Below are 25,334 nucleotides of genomic sequence, written 5' to 3'. Positions count from 1 at the left end.
ATGGCGTGATTGTAAACGCTTTTTACTGCGCTTGCCGATCTGGCGATCGCAGGCTGAGGATCTCTTTCAAATTCCAGCGTTTGAGATGACCGATATATTCTATCGGCTGTTGTGCGTGCCAGGCGGATACATCCCCCTCACGCAGATGCAATAAATCCGCCGGACTAACCCAGTTTGCCTGGCCCGCCAGCAACTCAATTCCGGCATAGCGGTAACCCGCCAGCACAAATTCCGAACAGAAAAAACGGTCAGATTCAGGATTTTCCTCGTCGGCCAGTTGCACGTTAGCCAGTATCGTCAGGCAGTTGCTGCGCACCTGCTCATTTACCAGCGGTAATTCACACACACGACGCGACACCATAAAGGGCATAAACATCACAATCCCTTTAAAGTTGTATTTTTTACCCTGTTGCAGGTCGGAAAACTCGCGCAGCCGTAGCGTTTGTTCAACGGTGATGCCCGGTATGCGTAAAGCCAGCAGATTATTACTTTCGGCAATCGCGCGATCGAGGGGGATAATGTTGACCCCACTCCCCACCGCTTCGGCAACTCGCTGATCACCCAGATAAATAGCCGCGTGGCTGACGCCCGTCAGGGTAAACAGACGAATCCCCCAGGATTGCAGCGAGGTGGCTGATGAGAGCAGCAGATCGCCAGGTTGCAGTGCATCGGCAGCGATCAACGCAGAAGGGTGGGTACTGACAGACTGAAATTTCAGGGGAAAGCCCTGTTGATGTTTTGGCGCGGTACTGCAACCGGCCAGCAGGCAAATAACCAACACGAAAAGTTTCATAGCGCATCATCCATGATTGAAAGCCAGCTCCGTGGCGATGCTCTACTATAGTTCAGTGCGCTGTGCAAAAAAAGTACAGCGTTAGTTATCCTCGTCACATAACGCGTGTGCCGGATGATGGGGTTTACCGGCCAGATACGCCTGACGGAAGCGCGTGAAATGCTGTTGTAACGCATCGGCAGCGGCGACGTCGCCAGCCTGCTCCAGCAATGCAGCGGCAACTTCTGCGGTGCAATGCTGACCTTCGCCATGTGCTTCACGCAGCGTGTAACGTGACGGGCTGGTCACATTCAAAGACATCACCGGGAATGCATCCAGCCAGGGGCTTTTGCGGAACATTTTGCGTGCCTCAGTCCAGGTGCCGTCGAGCATAATAAACAGCGGGGGCTTGCCGCTGCGTGGCGGCTCCGTCAGCACGGTGCGACCGGTATCGGCATAGGACGCGGGGAACACGACCAACGGTTGATAATCGCTCATCTGCACCGCTTGTAATAATGCGGCGTCGGGCTCGGTACGTGACCAGCCAAATGCCAGCGTATCCGGCAGGATATCGGCGATCAGACGTCCGGTATTACTGGGTTTCATCGGTTCGGTATCAAACATCACCAGACAAAAACGGCTGCGGGCGGTTTGCGGCTGTAATGTGGCGCATACGCAATGTTGATGCGGCAGGAGACAACCCTGACAGCGGATAACCCGATTGCCACGGGCCAGAAACGGACGGGTAGCGCGGGCAAGACGTTGCGTGCGCAAACGCAGGACGGCATTCTCAGACATAACACTCAGGCGGGCAGCAAAAACGTAATTGTAATGGAAATGCCGCGCAAAGGTAATATGGCCAGCACCCGGCTGGCCACGGAGGGGATCACAGCGACTCGTCGAGCCATTCGTTGAACGGTGCTTTTGGCATCGCGCCGTTCAGCATGTCGACCAACTCGCCATTCTTAAACAACATGATGGTGGGAATGCTGCGAATACGGAAACGTGAACTCAGCGCTGGTTCGGCTTCTGTATTCACCTTCACAAAACGCACCTTGCCGCGCCGCTCATCGGCGACATCTTTAAATACCGGTGCGAAGTTGACGCAAGGTCCACACCACGGTGCCCAGAAATCGACCACCACGGGCAAATCGTCCTGCAAATATTTATCCAGCGTCGCGGCAGTCGCGCTCACCACTTCGCCGTTAAACAGCTCACCGCCGCAGCGGCCACATTTGGCTCCATCGGCAATGCGTGCTTCGGGCACGCGGTTGGTTGCCTGACAGGAGGCACATACCGTATTCATAGTTACCTCAAACCGGATCTGTATATTTATGATTGCCGAGCATTATGAAAGGGTTGAATGCTATGCTCAATCTGGATTGCTCGATAGGTTCAATAGTTGATAGCTAAGCGCCGACACATCAGGTAATCTTCGCGCTCTCAATGCTGGAGGAACAGATGAACGACGAAATTAAAGGCAAAAGCGGCAAGGTCAAAGTGATGTATGTACGTGGTGAGGATGAGGGCCAGAAAGGCTCGCGTGCGCCAAACCCCCGTACCGGCAAAGGCGGCCGTCCTGCTGCGCGCCAGGAAGAGAATCGTCGTTCTGGCCCCCGCACTGGACGTAATAATGAAGAAGGCGGTCGCGGTGCTGGTCGTCGTAGCGATCGCGGCGATGATAATCGCAAAGCACGTAGCTTTGAGGATTCACCGTGGCGCACCGTTTCACGCCCACCGGTAGCTGAAAATAACGCGCTGGAAGAGGGTAGCGTCAGCAAGCCTGCTATCGACCCGGAGCAGATTCGCCGCCAGCGTCAGGAAGAGACGCGTGTTTACGGGGAAAATGCCTGCCAGGCCTTGTTCCAGAGCCGTCCCGAAAGCATCGTCCGCGCCTGGTTTGTCCAGAGCGTGACGCCGCGTTTCCGTGAAACATTGCGCTGGCTCGCCGCCAACCGCAAAGCCTACCATGTGGTGGATGATGCCGAGCTGGCGAAAGCGTCAGGAACTGAACATCACGGCGGCGTGTGTTTCATCATTAAAAAACGCATGGGGATGGCGGTATCTGAGTGGTTAAGTCAGGCCGAAGCCAAAGATTGCGTATTGGCACTGGAAGATGTCAGCAACCCGCATAACCTCGGCGGCATCATGCGTAGCTGCGCCCACTTTGGTGTTAAGGGACTGCTGGTGAATGATGCGTCACTGCTGGAATCGGGTGCCGCAGTGCGTACCGCAGAAGGTGGCGCGGAGCACGTCCAGGCAATCAGCGGTGAAAACTTCTCCGCCGGTCTGGAAGCCTTCCGCAAAGCAGGCTACACCATCGTCACGACCTCCAGCCATGAAGGTACGCCGCTGGCAAAAGCTGAGCTGCCAGCCAAAATGGTGCTGGTGCTGGGCCAGGAGCGAGAAGGGCTGTCCGACAGCGCTTTCCAACAGGGTGACATGAGCCTGTCGATTGGCGGTACCGGCAACGTAGAAAGTCTCAACGTGTCGGTAGCAACTGGCATCCTGCTTGCCGAATGGTGGCGACAGAACGCATAAAAAAACGGGCCATTATGGCCCGTTTTTTTTGGCTTAGTGTGCACCACCGCCGCCACCGCCCGCCCCAAAAGGTGGACGTGCGAACCAAATCAGCACCAACAGAATAAGAAACACCCCGGCCGAGGCCCAGAAAATCTCGTTGGCAGAGATAATCAGCCCCTGGTTGGTGATCTGCTGTGCGATATACGCTGATGCCTGCTGATGGGTCATGCCAAGACTTTCCAACTGATCGTACATCTGCTGCGAATTGGCGTTATACGGATTCACCGATTCCGACAAATAGCTGTGATGCATTGATTCGCGATCGGTCCACATGGTAGTAGTTATCGACGTCCCGATGGAGCCAGCCAGTGTACGCACAAAGTTCGACAGACTGGATGCCGCCGCCATGCGTTCTGGTGGCAAGCCCGACAGCGTAATGGTGGTCAGCGGCATAAAGAAGCATGCCACCGCGAAGCCCTGAATAAACTGCGGCCACGCCGACGCACCAAAATCCATCCCCGGCTCAAAGGTATACGCGCGCCAATAGAAGCACACCGCATACATAATAAAGCTGAAGGTCACCAGACGGCGCATATCCAGCTTATGAGCAAAGCGACCAATGATCGGCGACAGGATTACCGGAATAATCCCCACCGGCGCGGAAGCCAGCCCGGCCCAGGTTGCGGTATAGCCGTACACTTCCTGCAATAGCTGCGGCAGCAAAACAATCGAGCCGAAGTAGAGCATATAGGCAAGGCTTATCGACAAACACCCGATGGTGAAATTGCGCGATTTAAATAGCGAAAGATCGACAATCGGATGGTCATCCGTCAGTTCCCATACCAGTAGCACCGCCAGGGCTACGACCGCGACAACGGTTAACGTGATGATTTCAGTGGAACTAAACCAATCCAGTTCTCGGCCACGGTCCAGCATGACCTGCAAGCAACCAATACCCACCACCAGTAGCACCAGACCGACCATGTCAATCGGGCGGCTGGCCGTTTGTGTTTCCCGACCGCGCAAGGTTTGCAGCGTCAGCATCACCACCACCACGCCAATCGGCACGTTGATGAAGAAGATCCAGCCCCAGTGATAGTTATCGCTAATCCAGCCACCGAGAATCGGTCCACAAATCGGTGCCACGATCACTGTCATTGCCCACAACGACAGCGCCACGCTGCGTTTTGCGGGCGGGTAGTTGTTCAGCAACAAACTCTGCGACAGCGGAATCAGTGGCCCAGCCACCACCCCCTGGATGACACGAAAGAAAATCAGCATCGACAGACTTTCGGAGACACCACAGGCAAAGGAGGCGAGGGCGAACAGGATTGTCGCCCAGGTAAACAGCTTCACTTCACCGACGCGTTTCGCCAGCCAACCGGTGATCGGAATCGAGATGGCGTTTGCCACCCCGAAAGAGGTGATCACCCAGGTGCCCTGGGAGTTAGAGGCACCCAGGTTCCCGGCGATGGTGGGAATCGCCACGTTGGCAATCGTCGAGTCGAGTACCTGCATAAACGTCGCCAGTGACAGGGCGATGGTCATCAGGACTAACGGCGCGCCTTCAAGCGGTTTTTGTGCCATAACAGCCTCCCGCGTTATCAGCCGGCGTTGGCACGAACGATGTCAGTAATCATCTGGTTTACTGGCGTCAGGTCGATTGCCAGCGCATCGCTTTCATAAGCGGCCTGGCTACGGACGCTGCTGGCAAGTGTTGCGCCATCCTTATTGGAGGTATCCACTTTGACCAGCGTTGACAGGCCGATACGCAGCGGATGTTCTGCCACTTCTTTCGCATCCAGCTCGATACGTACCGGCAGACGCTGAACCACTTTGATCCAGTTACCGGTGGCGTTCTGTGCCGGCAGCAGGGAGAAGGCGCTACCGGTGCCCATATCCAGACCTACCACCTTGCCTTGATACACCACATCATCACCGTAGATATCACTGACGACCGTCGCCGGTTGGCCAATGCGCACGTCTGCCAGTTGGGTTTCTTTGAAGTTCGCATCTATCCACAAATTGGTGGCAGGCACCACTGCCAGCAGTGGCGTGCTGGTGGAGATTTGCGAGCCAACCTGCACGCTACGACGGGAGACATAGCCATCCATCGGGCTGCGGATCTCGGTACGTTGCAGTGCCAGCCAGGCATCGCGCAGTTCAGCGGCGGCCTGTTTCACCGCCGGCTGGTTTTCCAGTGAGGTGTTGAGGATCATCGCCTGATTCGCGTTGTACTGCTGCACTGCCACGTCGAGTTGTGCTTTGGCGGTAGCCACGGCGTCGCGCGCGTGTTGCAGTTCCTCACGGCCAATCAGGTTGGCGGCACCCAGCGGCTCACGACGCTTCAGGTCTGCCTCGGCCTGCTCCAGCGCCGTTTGTTGCAACTTGATGGTGGCCTGATCCTGCTTGCCATTGATCATCAACTGATGCGTCTGACGTACGCTGGTAGCCAGTGCAGTCTGCGCTTTTTCAAACGCCTGTTCTGCATCGGTTTTATCGAGTGATACCAGCACGTCACCTTTCTTCACGAAGTCGGTGTCATCAAACCACACTTTATTGACGCTGCCAGACACCTGCGCCATCACCTGCACCTGATTACCTGAGACATAAGCATCGTCGGTTTCCTGGAAATGACGCAGCACCAGGAACCAGTAAGCCAGATAGGCAATACCAATAATGACAAACACGATAGCCAGCAGGATAAGCGCACCTTTGCGCTTTTTCTTTTTATTTGCTGGCTGTTGCGGGCTTTGATCTGCCGCTGTCGCACTCATGCTATTCTCCACGTTTTCCATTTTTTCGGGATGTGTTCATCCATCAACACGGGGTCCCGAGTCGAAAAAAGCCAGCGCTTGTGACGCTGGCCGGATAAAAAGGGGATTAAAATATCGGTTTCGACAGGTGATTGTGTCGCACTTCTTGCTATTAGCGTGACAGGGAGGCGATGAGTTGCTCTTCATCCATTTTGTCGAGGCGGTTAAGCAGCTTACGGGTAATCGCTTCCAGCTGTCCTTGCTCGTCTGAGGAGAGCGACGACCAAAGATATTGCAGGCTCTGGTGCTGCGGTGGCAGCAGCTGGCGTAAAAATTCGTTACCTTTCTCAGTCAGATGCAGATGCAGGCAGCGACGGTCGTTGTCACTTTCACGACGCTCAATCCAGCCGCGTTTTTCCAGCTCATCAGCAATACGCGTGGCGTTGGTACGGGAAGATCCGAGGGCAGAACTCAGTTCAGAAGGCTGGATGCTCTGATTTTCCTGCGCATCGAGGGTGATCAGCGCCATGAATAAGGTTTCGTTAATTCCCTGCGCCTTCAACATTTTGTTGCGATTATCCAGCAGTTTGCCCTGCATATGCATGCACAGACGCGTCAGGATGATCTCCTGCAATGGAAAATCTTTATGGCGAGTAGCACGGATGTTTAGCATCTGCTCTATGGGAGTAAACGAACTTTCCATTCTAAAAAAACCTCACTAGTTGCAACTGGTATAGTAATGGTGGTGACAGATTAAGCGTAGTCATAATTCCCGCCAGTGATTGTTAGCACGATCACACTGTCAGCACCCGGCGATTCCAGGTCATTCCCTGACCCTGGGCGTGTTGCCCGATCCAAGGCTACGGATGCGCAGGCATTGGATGCTATCAATTCGCCTCGCGAAATCTTTTTACAGTTGAATAATTTCGCGAGAAAAAATAACCATGATGAATAACTCTCTGGCTAACCATAACAAACCCAATCATTGATGAACAGTATTGCTCATCGATTAGGTCCGGTCTTTACGTTTTCTAAACACTTTCGAAGCGCGCATTGCGCCACCAAATCAACAGGTTAATTGTGGTGAACAGCACACCGGCTCCACAAACGCCATACCAGCCTGCGTGATGAAATGCATTCGCCGAGATGATTGAACCCAGCGCACCACCGATAAAATAACTGGTCATATAGCCGGCATTCAGGCGGTTGCGCGCCTCTGGTTTATGACGATAAATCACGCTTTGGTTGGTGATATGTACTGCCTGCACCGCTAAGTCGAGCAGCAAAATACCGATAATCAGTGCCAGCAAATGGTGTGCCCCCAGCGCGGTTACCCCCCACGCCGCTAACATAATCAACAACCCGGTGCTGGTGGTCAGTTTGGCTTTCCCTTTATCCGCCAGACTACCGGCCTGACGTGCCGCCAGTGCCCCTGCGGCACCCACCAGACCCAGCAGGCCAATCTCCCCTTCATTAAAACCATAAGGTTGTGCTGATAGCAGGAACGCCATGGAGGTCCAGAGCATGCTGAAATTGGCGAAGGAGAGGCAGCCGGTTAACGCGCGGGTACGTATTACCCGGTTACCGGCATACAGGCTGAAGATGGAGCGTAACAACTGCGGGTAATTAAGTGGGACATCCTGCTTATAGCGCGGCAGATAACGCCACAGCGCCAGTGCCATCAGGATCATCAACACGCTGGCGGTCCAGTAAACGCTGCGCCAGCCACCCAGTTGCGCCAGTGCACCGGCGGCGGTTCGTGCCAGCAGGATACCGAGCAATAAACCGCTCATTACCGTTCCTACTACTTTGCCGCGTTTCTCTGGCGCTGCGAGGGTGGCTGCGAGAGGCACCAGAATTTGTGCCACGACAGAAAACAGTCCGGTCACCACCGTGCCCAGCAGCATTAACGGCAGGGAAGAGGAGAGCGCGGTGATCATCATGCCACCGGCCGCGAGCAGGCTCATGGAAACAATCAGGCCGCGCCGTTCCAGCATATCGCCGAGTGGTACCAGCAGCAGCAGGCCACAGGCATAACCGAGTTGGGCGGTGGTGACGATAAAGCCGGCGAGGCTGACGGAGAGATTAAACTGGTGGGCGATGGTATCCAGCAGCGGCTGGACATAGTAGTTGCTGGCGACGGCAAGGCCAGTCGCGACCGACATCAGCGCGACCAGGGCAGAACTGAGGCCCTGATGGGAAGCATTCATAGCGTCATGAGCAGGCAAATAATCATAATGGGTTAATAGTAACCCAAAAAACTATTTCATTGTTGTGTTAATTAACAGGACGTACCAGTACGCTATAGCGTCCGAATCGATTGGGAAAACCAGGTCGCTCTCTGTAGCGGCGCGATTTGTCGCGCGACTTTAGCTGCTGATGGCCCTCATCCCGACCTTCTCCCGCAAGCGGGAGAAGGAGGTGTGCAGTATGTGGGCCCGGTGATATTTACTTCGCCGCAGCCAGTGCGTCCTGCACCCACTTATCAAACTCGGCCTGATGACCTTTGATCCAGCCATCAACGTGGCGGTTGATATCGTCTTCAGAAGACTGACCGGCATGCATGGCAGCATTTTCCGCATTGATGTCGGTGATTGGCAGTTTCATCTCGGCAAACAGTTTCGCCGCCGCCGGGTTTTTCTCAGCCCAGGCTTTGTTGGCAACGATATGCATGGTATTCACCGGGAAGCCGTAGTTGGCACCGTTCGCCAGCTTGGTATCGACATTTTTCTGCTCGCCCGGCAGCGATGAGAACGGCACCTGCAACCACACCACATCTTTACCCGGCTTAAGCACGTCGCTCACCCAGTAGGGGGTCCAGGTGTAGTACAGGATCGGCTTACCCTGCTTAAAGCGAGTGATGGTGTCGGCAATCATTGCCGAGTAATTTCCCTGGTTGTGCTCCACCGTTTTGCTCAGACCGTAAGCGTCAATCTGATGGTTAATCACGGCCTCACAGCCCCAGCCTGGGGTGCAACCGGTCAGGTCAGCTTTGCCGTCGCCGTTAGTATCAAACAGCTTCGCCAGCTTAGGATCTTTCAACTGGGCAAAGTTGGTGATGTGGTACTGATCCGCTGTTTTTTTGTCGATCAGGTAACCCTGTGCCGCACCGGTTACATAAGTCCCTTCGCGGTAAAACTTCTGGTCGCCACCGGCGGCTTTATACATATCATCATGCAGCGGCTGCCAGTTGACGGCGGTAAAGGTGGCATCGCCTTCGGCAATGGTGGTGTAGCCAACGTTGTAGTCGACTTCGCTGGGTTTATCGACGGTATAACCCAGTTTTTCCAGCGCGCGGCTCACCAGCAGCGTCTGAAACGTTTCTTCTGAGATGGTGCTCTGCACCGGTTTAACGGTGATGCCTTTACCCGGCAGGTCGGCGGCGGACACATGCGTCACGGCGAATGTCGTCAGGACGGCAGCGAATAGGGCTGTCTTGCGCATAGTCATTCCTTATTTTACGTGTGGCGTCGGAGACGGGCGGCTACAGTGGGCCGCCCAAATGAATCAGGGCTTTTTACTGAAAGGGCGCATCAGCAGGCCAACCGGGCCACTGCTGTACCAGTGGCGATTGCCACGGCTGCGGCTGTCGCGACCCACCGATTGGGTCAGACGATCAAGAATAATGGCGAGGATCACGATACCCACACCGCCCACGGTGGCGAGGCCCATATCGAGGCGACCGATACCGCGTAGCACCATCTGGCCAAGACCACCGACGGCGATCATCGAGGCGATCACCACCATCGATAGCGCCAGCATCAGCGTCTGGTTAACGCCAGCCATAATGGTCGGCATCGCCAGTGGCAGTTGCACTTTAAACAACATCTGACGCGGGCTGGCACCAAAGGACTCACTGGCTTCGATCAAATCTGCCGGAACCTGTTTAATGCCAAGAATCGTCAGACGCACAATCGGCGGCAAGGCAAAGATAATGGTCACCACTACGCCCGGCACGTTACCGATGCCGAACAGCATGACAATCGGCACCAGATAGACGAAGGCTGGTGTGGTTTGCATCGCATCCAGCAGCGGTCGGATGATGCGCGCCGCGCGTTCGCTGCGTGCCAGCCAGATGCCGAGCGGCAGACCGATAATGATGCAGAACAACAGGGCGGTGAGCACCAGCGCCAGCGTCACCATCGCTTGTGACCAGGCACCAATTGCGCCAATCAACACCAGCGAAATCAGGGTCGCGATACCCATTGCCGGGCTGGCGATCTGCCAGGCGATCAGCGCGAACACCACCAGCGCGACCGGCGCAGGCATACCCAGCAGCAGTTGCTGGAAGGCACTGAGGATATAATCCACCGGCACACGGATGCCCTGGAACACCGGACGGAAGTGGTTTACCACCCAGTCGATGCCGTGAGTCACCCAGCTGTCGAGCGGGATCAGCGTCTTATGGAACGGATCCAGAATATTGAAATGTTCCGGCTGCGGCGCAGGTGCGCTGCTTAACCAGTCGCTGTTGCTGGCGGCGTTGCTGGCGGCCTCATGCGTGCCGGGGCTTGCCGGTGCGCTGGCCCCGGTTGACCAGGGATCGGTTGCGCTACTGTCGGGAGTGGCCGCCTGCGTAGTCTGACTGGCGCTATCCCACGGATTGCTATTTTTTTCACTCATTATCAGGCTCCTTCACGGTCTAAAGCGCGCAGCAGCGTGCTTTTCGATATCACACCAACATACTGATTTTCTTCACCTACCACCGGTACGGCACAAGGTGCCTGCGCCACATGGGAGAGCAGATCATTCAGTGAGGTGTCCGCCGGAACCGCCGGAATATCCAGCAGCGCGTTGTCCAGACCCTCGCCTGCGGCCAGGGCCGCTTTCAGCGAATCGGTTGAAACCACGCCAACAAATTTCTGTTTTTCCAGTACATAACCAAAATCGCGATCTTCATCCTGCAACAACTTTATCGCAGAGCGTGGGCCAAGACCCGCCGCTTTACGGATCAGCGCACCCGCGCTGCGTCGCGCAATATCTTTGGCGCTGAACACATGGCTGATATCGACGCCACGGAAGAAGGTTCGCACATAATCGTTGGCCGGATTATTCAATATTTCATCCGGCGTGCCGACCTGGACCACTTCACCGCCCTGCATAATGGCAATGCGATCGCCAATACGCATCGCTTCATCGAGATCGTGGGAAATAAAGACAATGGTACGTTGATGTTTTGCCTGCAATTTTACCAACTCATCCTGCATTTCAGTACGAATAAGCGGATCAAGTGCAGAGAAGGCTTCGTCCATCAACAAAATATCAGGATTGATTGCCAGCGCACGGGCTAATCCGACGCGCTGACGCATACCACCGGAAAGTTCATCCGGGTATGCATGGGCATAATTCTCCAGTCCGACCTGACGCAATGCTTCCAGCGCTTTTTCCTGACGCTCCTGCAATGCTACGCCCGCTAATTCCATGCCGAAGGCGGTATTATTTAATACCGTCAGATGTGGCATCAGAGCAAATGACTGGAATACCATGCTGATCTTATTTCTGCGCACTTCGCGCAGTTCGGCGTCGGATATTTTGGCAATATCGACACCATCAATAATCACCTGGCCGCGTGTCGGCTCGATCAGACGATTGAGAAGGCGAACCATGGTGGACTTACCTGAACCTGAAAGCCCCATGATGACGAAGATCTCGCCTTCTTCAATGGCCAGACTGGCATCTTTTACGCCGAGAGAGAGTCCGGTTTTCGCCAGAATTGCCTCTTTACCCTCACCGCGTTCAATATGTTTAAATGCCCTTTCCGGGTGATCACCAAATATCTTATATAAATTCTTTACTTCGAGTTTAATTGCCATGCAGTAATTAAATTCCTGGTTAATTGATGTTTCGCTATTTCTTGTTGTGGCCCTGGTTAAAATTAAGCGGCCTATACCGTAACATAATGAGATTATCTGACAACCCTTAAGGGTGATATTTGGCTGGCGGTGCTGGAGAGAATGGCGAGAATTTCCAGTGCTCACAAGGGATAAGCAAGGATCAATTTTTTCTCAAATTCAGGCTGAATTTCTGTGCTTCTGGCGGTTTTATTTATCTGAGCGGCGATAAATCGCGCTTTACCAGGCGATATATGGACCATTGCAAGGAAGAAAAAATGACAGCCTGATGACGATGTAGAGGCGAAATAACGGGGAAATAACCAGCAGTGAACAGAGGAAATATCGGGCTGAGGCCAGCCCGATATGAAGCGATTAAAAGTTCCAGTCTTCGTCTTCTGTTTCGACCGCTTTGCCCATTACATAGGAGGAGCCGGAACCGGAGAAAAAGTCGTGGTTTTCATCGGCATTTGGCGACAAGGCAGAAAGAATCGCCGGGTTCACTGCCGTGAGTTCCGCCGGAAACAGCGCTTCGTAACCGAGGTTCATCAGCGCTTTGTTGGCGTTATAGTGCAGGAAGGTTTTCACTTCTTTCGCCCAACCCACATCGGCATACAGCGCTTCGGTATAAACAACCTCGTTTTCGTACAGCGCCAGCAGCAGCTCGATGGCGAATTGCTGCAACTCTTCACGGCGTGCATCATCGACGTTTTCCAGCGCTTTCTGGTACTTATAACCGATGTAATAACCGTGCACCGCTTCATCGCGAATAATCAGACGAATCAAATCCGCCGTATTGGTCAGCTTGCCACGGCTTGACCAATACATCGGCAGCCAGAAGCCGGAATAGAACAGGAACGATTCGAGGAACACGCTGGCAATTTTCTTCTTCAGCGGGTCATCTGCGCGATAATGCTCCAGCACGATTTTCGCTTTATTTTGCAGCGCCTCATTCTCTTCACTCCAGCGATAAGCGGCATCAACATCCGCCGTGTTACACAGGGTGGAGAAAATCGAGCTATAGGAGCGGGCGTGAACCGCTTCCATAAAGCTGACGTTGGACAGTACCGCTTCTTCATGTGGTGTCAGCGCATCCTCCATCAGCCCCGGTGCGCCAATCACGTTCTGAATGGTATCGAGCAGCGTCAGTCCGGTGAACACGCGGATGGTCAGCTGTTGCTGCTGTTTATCCAGTGTCTGCCAGGCGGGCAGGTCGTTGGACAACGGCACTTTTTCCGGCAGCCAGAAGTTGCTGGTCAGGCGGTTCCACACTTCGAGATCTTTCTCGTCCTGGATTCGGTTCCAGTTAATCGCTTGAATTTGATTTAGTCGCATAGTTTTCATCACAGCGCGCAGGAGACGCAGCCCTGCACCTCGGTGCCTTGAAGCGCCATCTGGCGCAGTCGAATGTAATAAAGCGTTTTGATGCCTTTCTTCCACGCGTAGATCTGCGCTTTGTTGATATCACGCGTAGTGACGTCATCACGGAAGAACAGCGTCAGAGACAGTCCCTGGTCGACGTGTTGGGTCGCTTCGGCGTAGGTATCAATAATCGCTTCCGGGCCAATCTGGTAGGCATCCTGATAGAAATCCAGATTGTCATTGGTCATAAACGGAGCTGGATAGTAAACACGGCCGGTTTTGCCCTCTTTGCGAATCTCAATCCGTGAAACGATCGGGTGAATGCTGGAGGTCGCGTGGTTGATGTATGAGATTGAACCGGTGGGCGGAATCGCCTGGAGATTCTGGTTATACAGACCGTGCGTCATCACCGCTTCACGCAACGCCTGCCAGTCAGCCTGGCTGGGCAGGGCAATGCCAGCATCAGCAAACAGTTGCGCTACCCGTGCAGTACGCGGTTGCCAGGCCCGTTCGGTGTACTTGTCGAAGTACGCGCCGTTGGCATAGGTGGATTGTGCGAAACCATCAAAACTCTGTTTACGCTCCTGTGCCAGCAGGTTAGAGGTGCGCACCGCATGATAAGTGACACAGTAAAAATAGAGATTGGTGAAATCCAGCGCCTCTTGTGAACCGTAAGCCATGCCTTCACGCGCCAGATAGCCATGCAGGTTCATCTGACCAAGACCAATCGCGTGTGAACGGCGGTTGCCTTCAGCCACCGAGGGCACCGAGTTAATCTCGCTCATATCCGACACGGCAGTCAGGGCTCGCACCGCGACTTCCACGGTCTGCGCCAGATTGCGTGAATCCATCGCATGCGCGATGTTGAGCGAACCGAGGTTACAGGAGATATCTTTGCCGACACGGCGATAACTCAGGTCGTCATGGAACTCGCTGGCGCTGTTGACCTGCAAAATCTCCGAACACAGATTGCTCATATTGATGCGGCCGGCAATCGGGTTGCTGCGGTTGACGCTGTCCTCATACATGATGTAGGGATAGCCGGATTCGAACTGAATCTCCGCCAGCGTCTGGAAGAAATCACGCGGCTGAATAAAGGTTTTGCGAATGCGGTCGTCGGCCAGCATCTCATCGTAATGTTCGCTGATGCTGATGTCGCCAAACGCCTTACCGTAGATGCGTTCCACGTCATATGGCGAAAACAGCGCCATCTCACGATTTTCTTTTGCCAGACGGAAAGTGACGTCCGGGATCACCACGCCGAGGGACAGCGTTTTGATACGAATTTTCTCGTCGGCGTTCTCACGCTTGGTATCGAGGAAACGCAGGATATCCGGGTGATGGGCATTCAGCCACACCGCGCCCGCACCCTGACGTGCTCCCAGTTGGTTAGCGTAAGAAAACGCATCTTCCAGCATCTTCATAACCGGAATCACGCCGGAAGATTGGTTCTCAATACGCTTGATCGGTGCGCCGGACTCACGCAGGTTCGACAGCAAAAATGCCACGCCACCGCCACGTTTGGAGAGCTGCAATGCGGAGTTCACCGCACGGCCAATCGATTCCATATTGTCTTCGATACGCAGCAGGAAGCAGGAAACCAACTCACCGCGTTGCTGTTTACCGCAGTTCAGGAAGGTGGGCGTTGCGGGCTGGAAGCGACCGCTCAGCATCTCTGCCAGCAGTTCGCGCGCCAGGGATTCGTTACCGCGTGCCAGCGTCAGCGCCACCATGCAGGCGCGCTGTTCAAAGGTTTCGAGGTAACGCTTGCCGTCAAAGGTTTTCAGCGTGTAGCTGGTGTAGAACTTCCACGCCCCCAGGAAGGTATGAAAACGGAAACCCCAGGCATCGGCTTCGTCGTGCAGCTGGCACAGGAAGGCGAAATCGTACTGATTCAGTACCTCAGCTTCGTAGTAGCCTTCAGCCACCAGATAGCGCAGGCGTTCCGCCGCAGAGGCGAAAGGCACGGTATTGGGCGCAACATGTTGCAGGAAAAACTGATGCGTGGCTTCGTGGTCTTTTTCGAACTGGATGCGGCCATCGGCGTCATACAGGTTCAGCATCGCGTTCAGGGCGTGGTAGTCAAGTCCTGCGCCGTTGAGGGTGTCTGTCGTTGCCAAAATTGGGTCACTCCCGCTTTTACATTAGCGATATCGTCGGGGGTTCCCATCAACTCAAAGCGGTAGAGATAGGGAACCTGACATTTCTGCGCAATGATGTCGCCCGCCAGGCAGAATCCCGCTCCGAAGTTGCGGTTGCCGGCAGCAATCACCCCGCGGATACCGCGTCGGTTAGCTTCATCATTGAGGAATTGGATCACTTGTCCGGGCACCGCCCCTCTGGCACTGCCGCCGCCATAGCTCGGCACCACCAGAATGTAGGGCTGGTCGATATGCAGGCGCTGCGTGCTGTCGATGGGTATCCGTCGTGCAGGCAGGCCCAGACGTGTGATAAATCGGTGCGTGTTTTCCGACTGGCTGGAAAAGTACACCAGTGGAAACATCGCCTTATCCCCCGACAGCAGCGAGCTGGCGCAGGCTGGCGATTTTATCGGGACGGAAGCCGCTCCAGTGATCATCGTGAGTCATCACCACCGGCACCTGGCGATAGCCAAGGGATTTGAGGTTGTCGATAGCTTCAGGCTGAGCATCGAGGTTAATCAGTTGGTAATCGATGCCATTACGGTCCATGGCATTTTTTGTTGCATTGCACTGGACACAATTGTTCTTGGTGTAAATAATAATGCGCATGATTCGTATTTCCCTCTTGGTATGGTCAGGATGCGAGATACGAAGCAAAAAATCCTTTTGCTGCGAGCCTCATCCTTGCCGACATCTGGTAGTGAACTGATGAAGCAAATACTAGATGTAGTGTTTGTTGTGGTCAAGCCCACTATATATATGGGTTTGTGATTTGAAGCCTCAGAATTGGCCTAAGACCAGGGATCATGCGCCTTTGCGAGGAAAAAAAATTTTTGTGAAGGGTGAGGGCGGGGTGATTAAGGCAAGCGCTGCTGTAAATTTGAACAATGACCGGACCGTAGCTACCGTCTTGAACGTCAAGCGGTAGCTGCGTAATTTTCATCCCACTTCATCCGCGTTTTCAGCACCCCGAAGCACTGATGAACCAGCTTGCGCATCACCGCTCCAAGCGCAGCCTTGCTGGCTTTGCCCTTCGCGATTAGCCTCTGGTACAGCGCCTTCGCCGGGGCATTCCACCTGATCGCTACAATCGCCGCCATATACAGTTTCGCCCTTACGTCTGCCGGGCCTGTTTTTGACATCCGTGCACGCCCCCTGACTGAGCTACCGGACGTTTTTTCCACCGGTACCACACCCAGCCACGCAGCGACCTGTGAAGCACTCCGGAACGGACACGAGCGCAGCACCGACAGCATTGTCGTGCCCACCACGCTGCCTATTCCTTTTATCGATTCCAGCAGCTCACGGTCTTCCTTCAGACCCGGATGATTATCTGTGTGGTCTGAGATGAGCGCTTCAATACGCTTCAGCTCGTCCCTGTGGGCTTTCAGGGTTCTCTCCAGCGAGTCAATGATTTCAGGCGCTGTGCGGGTTGAATGGGCCTTTTCCAGTCGGTTCTCCGCCCGCTGGACATCAGCCTGAAGTGAGTCCCGCAGACGCACCAGCTCCCGAAGTTTACGGACCTCCGGGGAGGGGGGCACCCAGGCATCAGGCTGTTTCAGCTCGCCATAACGGGCCAGGATGTAAGCATCAACGGAGTCGTTTTTAGTCAGGATAGCCATTCCACGGGCGAACTCCCTGACCCGCTGAGGATTGCTGATGCAGACTGTGACGGGGGTATTTTCATGAAGACCAAAGGCGACGTTTTCGTGATAAATGCCGGTCGCTTCGAGCACCACCATCACCTGTTCAGGATGGCATTTTTGCCTGATTAACCAGTCATTTATCTCCCGGTCGGCGTCGGGATGATTTTTGAGGGTTTTGGTTTTCTTTTTCCCGTTGCCGGGCAACAGGCAGAGGTCGAGTTTGTTTTTACTGACATCAATACCGAGATAAATCATAAGACAGCTCCCTTTCACATGAACCATCACGCCATCTTGCCTTGTACATACGAAGTCAGAGCTTCTGGTTACCGTTCAGAGTAGATGCTGGCGTGAAAGGAGAAACGGAGGGCTTTAAGCTACGACACAAGATCGAGTCTTAAGCGGCGCGACAAGCTGCCTCCGTTTCGTGTAACGGGTAGCTAACCAGTTACAACTTCAAGATACAAGCGGCGCGATTTATCGCGCAATAAATCGCGCCGCTACGGGATTACAATGTGGATTAGCGGCGTGAGACCAGCAGCGCACCAATCACCAGACCGACCGCGGCACCAATGCCGACACCGTGCCAGGGTTTATCATGTACATACGCATCAACCTGGTAACTCGCGTCACGCGCGGCCTGGGAAACCCGGTTGTTACCGTTCAGTTTCGCGCGCGTCTGTTTCAGCAGCGATTGTGCTTTACTGCGTGCGTTTTCCACTTCATCTTTGGCTTCGCTGCCGTACGATTTCAGCAATGCTTCCAGCGAATCAGCCAGCTCGTTCACATCCTGATTGATATCAGAGGCCTCGTTTTTACTGGTTCGGTTAAACATTTTTCGCTCCCTTTACTTTAAAACGTAAGACTTAGTGTAGACGAATCGCGATCAAACGCAGATTTTCTCCTGACTTTCGGGACAATTCCGGATGTCCCGTTTTTCCCCGCTGTGTAAAGTTGCGCGACTTTTATAACAGAGGAACAATCATGTATTTACGACCGGATGAGGTAGCGAGCGTACTGGAAAAGGTAGGCTTCGAAGTGGATACCCTTACCACCAAAATTTTTGGTTATCGCCGTGGCGAGGACTATGTCTACGTCAACCGCGAAGCGCGCATGGGGCGCACCGCACTCGTCATTCACCCTACGCTGAGAGAACGCAGCCTGGGCTTCGCTGAACCAGCTTTAGAGATGAAAACCTGCGATCACTACACGCAGTTTCCGCTCTATCTGGCGGGCGAAACGGAGGAGCATTACGGTATCGCTCACGGCTTTACCTCGCGTGCATCTCTGAAGCGCTATTTGCAGTGCATCTACGGTGGCTCAAGCGAGCTCCGTTAATTTGCGGCAGCGATGGGAACATTTTGCCAATCTGGCTAAACATTTTTCGCTCCCTTTAAATTAAAACGTAATACTTAATGCAGACGAGTTGCCAGTGATGGCAGGTTTTAACCTGGCTTTATGGAAAATTCCGAATGCCTTGTGCAGCACGGCTGTTGTAAGGTTGCGAGGCTAAGAAGAGAGGAGCAAGCATGTATTTACGACCAGATGAGGTAGCGCGCGTACTGGAAAAAGCAGGGTTCGAAATGGATACCCTTACGCCCAAAATCTATGGTTATCGTCGTGGCGACAATTATGTCTACGTCAACCGTGAAGCCCGCATGGGGCGTACGGCCCTGATCATTCATCCCACGCTGAAAGAGAAAAGTCTGAACTTTGCTGAACCGGCATCAGAAATGAAAACCTGCGATCACTATACGCAGTTTCCTCTCTATCTGGCAGGCGATAACCAGGAACATTACGGTATCCCGCACGGCTTTAGTTCGCGTATTGCGCTGGAACGCTATCTGCAAGGTGTCTTCGGCGGCTGACGCTGCGCCCCGCCATCGCGGGGCCGCACCCTTCCAACAAAATCCTTACCTTTTGCCACGTTGCATTTCGACGCGCTGGCGCGTATAACCCTGTGTCCATGTAGATGTTTAGACGTCCATATGGATAAAAATAATGCAAAGCGAGCAAAATCCTTCGCAGGAAAACTTTAAGCGCACCATGAAAGTACGGCATCTGGTGATGCTGTCGCTCGGCGGTGTGATCGGCACAGGTCTGTTTTTTAATACCGGTTATATCATCTCCACCACCGGTGCCGCCGGTACGCTGCTGGCGTATCTGATTGGTGCGCTGGTGGTGTGGCTGGTGATGGTATGCCTCGGCGAGTTGGCCGTTGCCATGCCGGAAACCGGTGCTTTCCATGTCTATGCCGCGCGCTATTTGAGTCCGGCCACCGGTTATACCGTGGCCTGGCTCTACTGGCTGACCTGGACGGTGGCCCTCGGCTCCAGCCTGACCGCTGCCGGGTTCTGTATGCAGTACTGGTTCCCGAGCATCCCGGTTTGGGTCTGGTGCCTGGTGTTCTGCGTCGCCATCTATTTGCTGAATATTGTCTCAACGCGCTTCTTTGCCGAAGGCGAGTTCTGGTTCTCGATTATCAAGGTCATCACCATTGTCGCCTTTATCATTCTCGGTGCCGGGGCGATGTTTGGTTTTATCCCGATGAAGGATGGCAGTGCTGCACCTGGCTTGCATAACCTCACCGCATCCGGCTGGCTGCCGCATGGCACGCTGCCGATTCTGATGACGATGGTCGCCGTCAACTTTGCCTTCTCAGGCACCGAACTGATTGGCATTGCCGCCGGTGAAACCGAACAGCCGCAAAAAGCCCTGCCGCTGGCGATCCGCACCACGGTCGCTCGTCTGATTGTGTTCTTTATCGGCACCGTGCTGGTACTGGCCGCGTTGATCCCGATGGATCAGGCGGGGATCGTGAAAAGCCCGTTTGTGTTGGTATTCGAGAAGATTGGCATTCCCTGGGCGGCGGATATCTTCAACTTCGTGATTCTCACCGCCATCCTGTCGGCCGCAAATTCCGGCTTGTACGCCTCGGGCCGTATGCTGTGGTCACTGGCCAATGAAAACACCTTGCCGCGCTGCTTTGCGCGCGTGAATCGTCGTGGCATCCCGGTGCTGGCGATTACCATCAGCATGATTGGCGGCCTGCTGGCGTTATTCTCCAGCGTGATTGCCCCCGATACCGTTTTCGTTGCGTTGTCAGCCATCTCCGGTTTTGCCGTGGTGGCCGTGTGGCTCAGTATCTGCGCATCTCACTTTATGTTCCGTCGCCATCATGTGCAGCAGGGCGGTTCGCTGAAAGATCTGGTGTATCGAGCGCCACTTTACCCACTGACGCCGATTCTCGGCTTTCTGCTGTGCCTGTTGGCATGTGTTGGGCTGGCTTTCGACCCGTCACAGCGGATTGCCTTGTGGTGCGGGATTCCGTTTGTTCTCTTCTGCTATGCCGCATACCATGTCACGCAACGACGTAAATCATCTCTGAAGGCTGAGGAGGCCAACGATGTGGCGTAACCCGGTAGCGCAGGCGCTATCTCAAACCGATACCCTGATTCTTGATGGTGCACTGGCAACCGAACTGGAAGCGCGAGGCTGTAATCTGGCTGATACGCTTTGGTCGGCGAAGGTGTTGATGGAAAACCCTGAACTGATCTATCAGGTGCACTACGACTACTTCGCCGCAGGCGCCCATTGCGCCATTACCGCCAGCTATCAGGCCACACCGCAGGGCTTCGCGCAACGTGGCCTGGATGAAGCTCAGTCTCGTACGCTGATTCAGCAAAGTGCCGCGTTGGCACAACGGGCGCGTGATGATTATCGCGCAGCATCAGGCACGGCAGCACCGCTGCTGGTGGCCGGTTCGGTTGGTCCTTACGGGGCTTTTCTCGCCAATGGCGCGGAATATCGTGGTGATTACGCGCTGCCAGAGGCTGAAATGAAAGCCTTCCATCGCCCGCGCGTTGCCGCCTTGCTCGAAGCGGGTGTGGATCTGCTGGCGTGTGAAACCTTGCCATCATTTGCCGAAGCGCAGGCGCTGGTCAGCCTGCTGGCGGAGTTCCCGGACAGCAGTGCCTGGTTTTCCTTTACGCTGCGTGACGCAAATCATATCAGCGATGGTACCCCGCTAAACGAGGTTGCGGCGTTGCTCAACGCGGCTCCACAGGTGGTGGCGGTGGGAATCAACTGCGTTGCGCTGGAGAGCGTCACGCCCGCGCTGCGCACCTTGCAGGCGCTGTGCGACAAACCGTTGCTGGTTTATCCCAATTCCGGCGAACAGTACGATGCCACCAGTAAAACCTGGCATTCGGCCCCGTCGGGTTGCACGTTGCACGACAAATTCCCCGAATGGCAACAGGCTGGTGCACGCCTGATTGGCGGTTGCTGTCGCACCACGCCACAGGATATCGCGGCGATTGCCGCCTGTTGTCAACCGCAATAAAGCGCAGAAAAGCGCCACTGATAGCGCGATTGAGGCGAGTGAAAAGGGCGGGAGGGCAGTTTAGACTGTCCCTTCTGACTCTGAAGCGGACCTGCTATGAACCTGCGACATCTCCTTCCTGCCTGCGCGCTACTGTTAAGCGGTTGTGCGACCATTGTTGGCACCGAAACGCAATCGGTACGAATCGACTCCGTGCCACAAGGCGCGCGTTTTACCGTGCAGGATGAGACCGGCCATGCAGTGGCGCAGGGCTTTACGCCGCAAAACGTTGAGCTGGCGAAATCCACCGGTCGTTATTTTGGCAAGAAACATTATCAGGTGATGCTGGAAAGACCGGGCTATGTGCCGGTGACGATGCCGATCGAGGGCAGCGCCAATTTATGGTATCTGCTGGGTAATATTCCGTTGCTTGGTTTCCCTGGCTGGCTGCTGGTCGATCCCTTCTACGGTGGCATGTATGACCTGAAGCCAGCCAACCCTAAACCGTTCCTGAACCCGGTAGGTGCGCGCGGTTAATGGTACGCAAGAACCGTAACCGCGCGTTAAATCGCGCCGTTACTGGGCGGTTGGTTTTACCATTGCTCCCGGCGTTTTATGCTGCGCCAGGTACTGTTGCTGAAAGATGCACATACGGATGGTGTTGCGGTAGGCGCCGTTGATAAAAAACTCGTGTTTCAGCACCCCTTCCACCTCAAATCCCAGCTTGGTGTAGATGTGGATGGCCTTCTCATTCTCCTGATCGACAATCAGGTAGAGCTTGTAGAGATTCAACACCGAAAATCCGTAATCCATCGCCAGCTTCGCCGCCTGGCTTGCCAGACCTTTGCCCTGATGCGCCGGATCGATAATGATCTGAAACTCAGCGCGACGATGGACGTGATTAATCTCGACCAACTCCACCAGTCCGGCTTTTTGTCCATCATGCTCAACCACGAAACGGCGTTCGGTCTGATCATGAATATGTTTGTTGTACAGGTCCGAAAGCTCAACAAAGGCCTCATACGGCTCCTCGAACCAGTAACGCATCACGCTGGCGTTGTTATCTAACTGGTGCACAAAGTGCAGATCTTCCCGCTCCAGCGGACGCAATTTGACCGTCATACGGCATTCCTTCTTTGACTGATATGTGGCGAGTATAGCTGCACCAAAGTGGTTGTTACGTTTGCAAACTTGCTCTGTGGCGGTGCAGCGCATTTTCGGATCATCCGCGTGCGCCACCGCACAGACTCAATCTCCTTCCTGGCACAGCCATTGCTTTGCTTGTATAGATAAGCCTATACAACTGTTGTTTTTCATCACCTTTTTGACAGGAGTGGAAGATGGGTAAGCCAGTGCAACATGCAGTTCGTGCGTTAACCGTGGCAGTGATGTTAGGAGGCGTGCTGAGCGCCCAGGCAGCCGATACTAAAGTGGCGATCGGTATTTCCGGCTGGACCGGATTTGCGCCTCTGACCCTGGCCGACAAAGCCGGAATCTTCAAAAAACATGGCCTTGATGTTGATGTAAAAATGATCCCGCAAAGCAGCCGTCATCTGGCGGTGGCATCGGGCACCATTCAGTGCGCGGCAACCACGGTAGAAACCTATATTTCGTGGAATGCAGCCGGTGTGCCGATTAAACAGATCGTCCAGCTGGACAAATCCTACGGCGCTGATGGTCTGGCAACCCGTAGCGACATCACCAGCATCAAAGACCTGAAAGGCAAAACCATTGCGGTTGATGCGCCGGGCACGTCACCCTACTTCTTGCTGGCGTGGATGCTGGATAAAAACGGCCTGACGATGAAAGACGTCCATCTGGCGACTATGGCACCGCAGGCCGCGGCCCAGTCATTCGCGGCCGGGCAAAACGATGCGGCGGTGACCTATGAACCTTATCTGTCGGTGATCCGTAATCAACCGAAATCCGGCAAAATCCTTGCCACCACCCTCGACTACCCGATGGTGATGGATACCCTCGGCTGCACGCCAACTTTCCTGAAAGAGCATCCACAGGCAGCCAAAGCGCTGGTGGCGAGCTACTACGATGCGCTGGAGATGATCAAACAACAGCCAGATAAATCGAACGAAATCATGGGTGCGGCGGTGAAATCCAGCGGTAAAGAGTTTGCCGAATCTGCCAGCTACCTGCGTTGGGCAGGCCCGGAAGAGAACAAAAAATTCTTTAACGGTGAGATCGAAAGCTTTAGCGATGAAGCGGGCAAGCTGCTGTTGCGTGCCGGTGTGATCAAGAAAATGCCGGACGTGAAAAGCCTGTACGACGCCAGCTTCGTGCAGTAATCAGGGAGACAGGAGATGGAGATGAGTAAAAGCCAACCCGTAACGCCACCCGAGGCACTGCCGGATGCGCCACGTCGCTGGCACAATCCGCTGATGGTGCCGTTGAAAGCGATCTCAACCCGGCTGAGAATTGGCCTCGGCGTGGGATTCTTTGTGCTGTTTGTCGCGGTGTGGGCGCTGGTGACCTTCAGTGGCATGGTTTCGCCTACCTTCCTGGCCGATCCGATCACCATGCTGGAGCAGGGCGTATCGCTGTTCACCGAATATAATTTCTCACTGGATATCGGTATGACGGTGATGCGTGTACTGGCCGGATTCCTGCTGGCGGCGCTGATTGGTGTGCCGCTCGGCATCATGATGGGCGCGTACAAAATGTGGGAAGCCTTTCTCGAACCTTTTGTCTCCTTCTGCCGTTATCTGCCAGCTTCGGCGTTTGTGCCGCTGCTGATCCTGTGGGCCGGTATTGGTGAGATGCAAAAGATCCTCGTCATCTTTATCGGCTCCTTTTTCCAGATTGTGTTGATGGTGGCGGTCACCGTCAGCAGCGCGCGGCGCGATCTGGTCGAAGCGGCCTACACGCTGGGGTGTAGCAATCGCTCGATCGTGCGTCGGGTGTTGATCCCTGGCGCCGCTCCAGGCATTGCGGAGCTGTTGCGGCTGGTACTGGGCTGGGCCTGGACTTACGTCATCGTCGCGGAGTTGATCGGCTCGGAAAGCGGCATCGGTCATATGATCGTCGACAGCCAGGCGCTGTTGAATACCGGGCAAATTATCTTTGGCATCATCGTGATTGGTTGTATCGGTCTGGTGTCGGATTATCTGTTCAAAGTCGCCAACCGGCGCTTGTTTGCATGGAGTAACCTGTGATGAAGCACAGCAAGCTGAATGTACGCGGAGTGGAGCGCGTCTTTACCGGGCCGAAAGGCGAACAAACTCAGGCGCTGCAACCGATTCATTATCAGGTGGAAGAGAATGATTTCATTACCATTCTTGGGCCATCGGGGTGTGGAAAATCAACATTGCTGCGCATTATCGCCGGGCTGGATACCCCCACGCGCGGGGAGATCTGGCTGGATGGACAACCGGTCGATGGCCCTGGTGCTGACCGGGGCATGGTGTTCCAGAGCTACACGCTGTTCCCGTGGCTGACGGTGGAGGAGAACATTCGCTTCGGCCTGCGTGAGCGGGGCTTAAGCACGGCGCAGCAGAAAGAACGCAGCGATTACTATATCCAGCAGGTGGGTCTGCGCGGTTTTGCACAGCACTATCCGCGCCAGCTATCGGGCGGGATGCAGCAGCGTACCGCCATTGCCCGCGCGTTGGCGAACGATCCCAAAGTGTTGTTGATGGATGAGCCGTTCGGTGCGCTGGATAATCAGACGCGCGTGATGATGCAGGAACTGTTGTTATCGGTGTGGGAGCAGTCGCGTAAGACGGTACTGTTTGTTACCCACGATATCGACGAGGCGATTTTTATGGCGAACAAAGTGGCGATTTTCAGTGCCAGGCCGGGTCGCATCAAGCAGGAAGTGGCGGTGAACTTTAACAGTGGGCGGGATTACACCATCAAAACCTCACCGGAATTTATGACGCTGAAGGCGGAGATAACTGAGTCGATTCGCAGCGAAACGCTGCAAACGATGGCGCATTAATGGATTGCGCGATGAATCCACCCGTCGCGGCGT

At 54.6% G+C, this 25,334-nt stretch carries 26 protein-coding genes; 9 read left to right on the top strand and 17 right to left on the bottom strand.

All coding sequences use genetic code 11. The features are described 5' to 3' along the window. Nucleotides 1-22: 22 nt before the first annotated feature. From AC6I8R_RS15970 to trxC, 3 genes are all read right to left on the bottom strand, one after another. On the bottom strand, nt 23-793 hold the full coding sequence (locus tag AC6I8R_RS15970) for a YaeF family permuted papain-like enzyme (protein ID WP_415175344.1): 771 nt from the start codon (nt 791-793) through the stop codon (nt 23-25). Nucleotides 794-874: 81 nt separating this feature from the next. Further along, nucleotides 875-1,570, bottom strand: a complete 696-nt coding sequence (locus AC6I8R_RS15965; RefSeq protein WP_208723753.1) for a tRNA-uridine aminocarboxypropyltransferase — start codon at nt 1,568-1,570, stop codon at nt 875-877. Between the two features lie 88 nt (nt 1,571-1,658). Beyond that, nucleotides 1,659-2,078 (bottom strand): thioredoxin TrxC, encoded by a 420-nt coding sequence (gene trxC, locus AC6I8R_RS15960; RefSeq protein ID WP_036626502.1) that lies wholly within the window; start codon nt 2,076-2,078, stop codon nt 1,659-1,661. A 155-nt stretch (nt 2,079-2,233) separates the two neighbouring features. Between trxC and AC6I8R_RS15955 the strand changes: the two genes are divergently transcribed. Next, complete coding sequence (locus tag AC6I8R_RS15955; protein WP_021184443.1) at nt 2,234-3,313, top strand: tRNA/rRNA methyltransferase; 1,080 nt, start codon at nt 2,234-2,236, stop codon at nt 3,311-3,313. 33 nt (nt 3,314-3,346) lie between these two features. Here the strand turns inward: AC6I8R_RS15955 and emrB are convergent, their stop codons facing one another. From emrB to AC6I8R_RS15890, 13 genes are all read right to left on the bottom strand, one after another. Then, complete coding sequence (gene emrB, locus AC6I8R_RS15950) at nt 3,347-4,882, bottom strand: multidrug efflux MFS transporter permease subunit EmrB (protein WP_021184442.1); 1,536 nt, start codon at nt 4,880-4,882, stop codon at nt 3,347-3,349. A 17-nt stretch (nt 4,883-4,899) separates the two neighbouring features. Next, nucleotides 4,900-6,072 (bottom strand): multidrug efflux MFS transporter periplasmic adaptor subunit EmrA, encoded by a 1,173-nt coding sequence (gene emrA, locus AC6I8R_RS15945; protein ID WP_021184441.1) that lies wholly within the window; start codon nt 6,070-6,072, stop codon nt 4,900-4,902. Nucleotides 6,073-6,223: 151 nt separating this feature from the next. After that, the gene (gene mprA, locus AC6I8R_RS15940; RefSeq protein WP_013510181.1) at nt 6,224-6,754 is read right to left on the bottom strand and encodes a transcriptional repressor MprA; all 531 of its coding nucleotides are present in this window, start codon (nt 6,752-6,754) and stop codon (nt 6,224-6,226) included. A 328-nt stretch (nt 6,755-7,082) separates the two neighbouring features. Next, nucleotides 7,083-8,261 carry an MFS transporter gene (locus tag AC6I8R_RS15935; RefSeq protein ID WP_021184440.1) on the bottom strand — a complete coding sequence of 393 codons (1,179 nt, stop codon included), beginning with the start codon at nt 8,259-8,261 and terminating at the stop codon, nt 7,083-7,085. A 238-nt stretch (nt 8,262-8,499) separates the two neighbouring features. Beyond that, nucleotides 8,500-9,495, bottom strand: a complete 996-nt coding sequence (proX, locus tag AC6I8R_RS15930) for a glycine betaine/L-proline ABC transporter substrate-binding protein ProX (RefSeq protein ID WP_021184439.1) — start codon at nt 9,493-9,495, stop codon at nt 8,500-8,502. Nucleotides 9,496-9,558: 63 nt separating this feature from the next. After that, nucleotides 9,559-10,674, bottom strand: a complete 1,116-nt coding sequence (gene proW, locus AC6I8R_RS15925) for a glycine betaine/L-proline ABC transporter permease ProW (RefSeq protein ID WP_497832578.1) — start codon at nt 10,672-10,674, stop codon at nt 9,559-9,561. Between the two features lie 2 nt (nt 10,675-10,676). Next, nucleotides 10,677-11,864 carry a glycine betaine/L-proline ABC transporter ATP-binding protein ProV gene (gene proV, locus AC6I8R_RS15920; protein ID WP_021184437.1) on the bottom strand — a complete coding sequence of 396 codons (1,188 nt, stop codon included), beginning with the start codon at nt 11,862-11,864 and terminating at the stop codon, nt 10,677-10,679. A 393-nt stretch (nt 11,865-12,257) separates the two neighbouring features. After that, entirely contained in the window at nt 12,258-13,217 is a 960-nt protein-coding gene (gene nrdF, locus AC6I8R_RS15915) for a class 1b ribonucleoside-diphosphate reductase subunit beta (RefSeq protein ID WP_497832577.1), read from the bottom strand. A gap of 8 nt (nt 13,218-13,225) precedes the next feature. Next, entirely contained in the window at nt 13,226-15,364 is a 2,139-nt protein-coding gene (nrdE, locus tag AC6I8R_RS15910) for a class 1b ribonucleoside-diphosphate reductase subunit alpha (RefSeq protein WP_497832576.1), read from the bottom strand. Beyond that, nucleotides 15,313-15,747, bottom strand: coding sequence for a class Ib ribonucleoside-diphosphate reductase assembly flavoprotein NrdI (gene nrdI / locus AC6I8R_RS15905; protein ID WP_013510174.1), 435 nt, complete (start codon nt 15,745-15,747; stop codon nt 15,313-15,315). The genes nrdE and nrdI overlap by 52 nt, the downstream gene beginning before the upstream one ends. 4 nt (nt 15,748-15,751) lie before the next feature. Continuing rightward, on the bottom strand, nt 15,752-15,994 hold the full coding sequence (locus AC6I8R_RS15900; protein ID WP_021184432.1) for a redoxin NrdH: 243 nt from the start codon (nt 15,992-15,994) through the stop codon (nt 15,752-15,754). A 308-nt stretch (nt 15,995-16,302) separates the two neighbouring features. Then, on the bottom strand, nt 16,303-17,286 hold the full coding sequence (locus tag AC6I8R_RS15895; protein WP_497831835.1) for an IS110 family RNA-guided transposase: 984 nt from the start codon (nt 17,284-17,286) through the stop codon (nt 16,303-16,305). 262 nt (nt 17,287-17,548) lie between these two features. Next, nucleotides 17,549-17,863 (bottom strand): DUF883 family protein, encoded by a 315-nt coding sequence (locus AC6I8R_RS15890; RefSeq protein WP_021184431.1) that lies wholly within the window; start codon nt 17,861-17,863, stop codon nt 17,549-17,551. A gap of 149 nt (nt 17,864-18,012) precedes the next feature. Here AC6I8R_RS15890 and AC6I8R_RS15885 point away from each other — a divergent pair, with 149 nt between their 5' ends. From AC6I8R_RS15885 to AC6I8R_RS15865, 5 genes are all read left to right on the top strand, one after another. Continuing rightward, on the top strand, nt 18,013-18,366 hold the full coding sequence (locus tag AC6I8R_RS15885) for a DUF2002 family protein (RefSeq protein WP_021184430.1): 354 nt from the start codon (nt 18,013-18,015) through the stop codon (nt 18,364-18,366). Nucleotides 18,367-18,557: 191 nt separating this feature from the next. Then, the gene (locus AC6I8R_RS15880) at nt 18,558-18,896 is read left to right on the top strand and encodes a DUF2002 family protein (RefSeq protein ID WP_021184429.1); all 339 of its coding nucleotides are present in this window, start codon (nt 18,558-18,560) and stop codon (nt 18,894-18,896) included. A 133-nt stretch (nt 18,897-19,029) separates the two neighbouring features. Further along, nucleotides 19,030-20,445 (top strand): S-methylmethionine permease, encoded by a 1,416-nt coding sequence (mmuP, locus tag AC6I8R_RS15875; RefSeq protein WP_021184428.1) that lies wholly within the window; start codon nt 19,030-19,032, stop codon nt 20,443-20,445. After that, nucleotides 20,435-21,370, top strand: coding sequence for a homocysteine S-methyltransferase (gene mmuM / locus AC6I8R_RS15870; RefSeq protein WP_021184427.1), 936 nt, complete (start codon nt 20,435-20,437; stop codon nt 21,368-21,370). Before mmuP ends, mmuM begins: the two co-directional genes overlap by 11 nt. 96 nt (nt 21,371-21,466) lie before the next feature. Continuing rightward, nucleotides 21,467-21,886, top strand: a complete 420-nt coding sequence (locus tag AC6I8R_RS15865; RefSeq protein ID WP_021184426.1) for a peptidase associated/transthyretin-like domain-containing protein — start codon at nt 21,467-21,469, stop codon at nt 21,884-21,886. 39 nt (nt 21,887-21,925) lie between these two features. Here AC6I8R_RS15865 and speG read toward each other — a convergent pair whose 3' ends face one another. Continuing rightward, the gene (gene speG / locus AC6I8R_RS15860) at nt 21,926-22,471 is read right to left on the bottom strand and encodes a spermidine N1-acetyltransferase (RefSeq protein WP_021184425.1); all 546 of its coding nucleotides are present in this window, start codon (nt 22,469-22,471) and stop codon (nt 21,926-21,928) included. A 266-nt stretch (nt 22,472-22,737) separates the two neighbouring features. On the opposite strand from speG, the gene AC6I8R_RS15855 reads away from it, so the two are divergent. From AC6I8R_RS15855 to AC6I8R_RS15845, 3 genes are read left to right on the top strand one after another with little or no spacing between them, the layout of a single operon-like run. After that, the gene (locus AC6I8R_RS15855) at nt 22,738-23,649 is read left to right on the top strand and encodes an ABC transporter substrate-binding protein (protein WP_235056588.1); all 912 of its coding nucleotides are present in this window, start codon (nt 22,738-22,740) and stop codon (nt 23,647-23,649) included. 21 nt (nt 23,650-23,670) lie between these two features. Next, nucleotides 23,671-24,516, top strand: coding sequence for an ABC transporter permease (locus tag AC6I8R_RS15850; RefSeq protein WP_208723759.1), 846 nt, complete (start codon nt 23,671-23,673; stop codon nt 24,514-24,516). Then, nucleotides 24,516-25,301, top strand: coding sequence for an ABC transporter ATP-binding protein (locus AC6I8R_RS15845; RefSeq protein ID WP_021184422.1), 786 nt, complete (start codon nt 24,516-24,518; stop codon nt 25,299-25,301). Before AC6I8R_RS15850 ends, AC6I8R_RS15845 begins: the two co-directional genes overlap by 1 nt. Nucleotides 25,302-25,334 lie beyond the last annotated feature (33 nt).

The organism is Pantoea sp. X-Soil-OKNW-713, from assembly GCF_059730685.1.
This window is presented reverse-complemented; position numbering and strand designations above follow the sequence as displayed.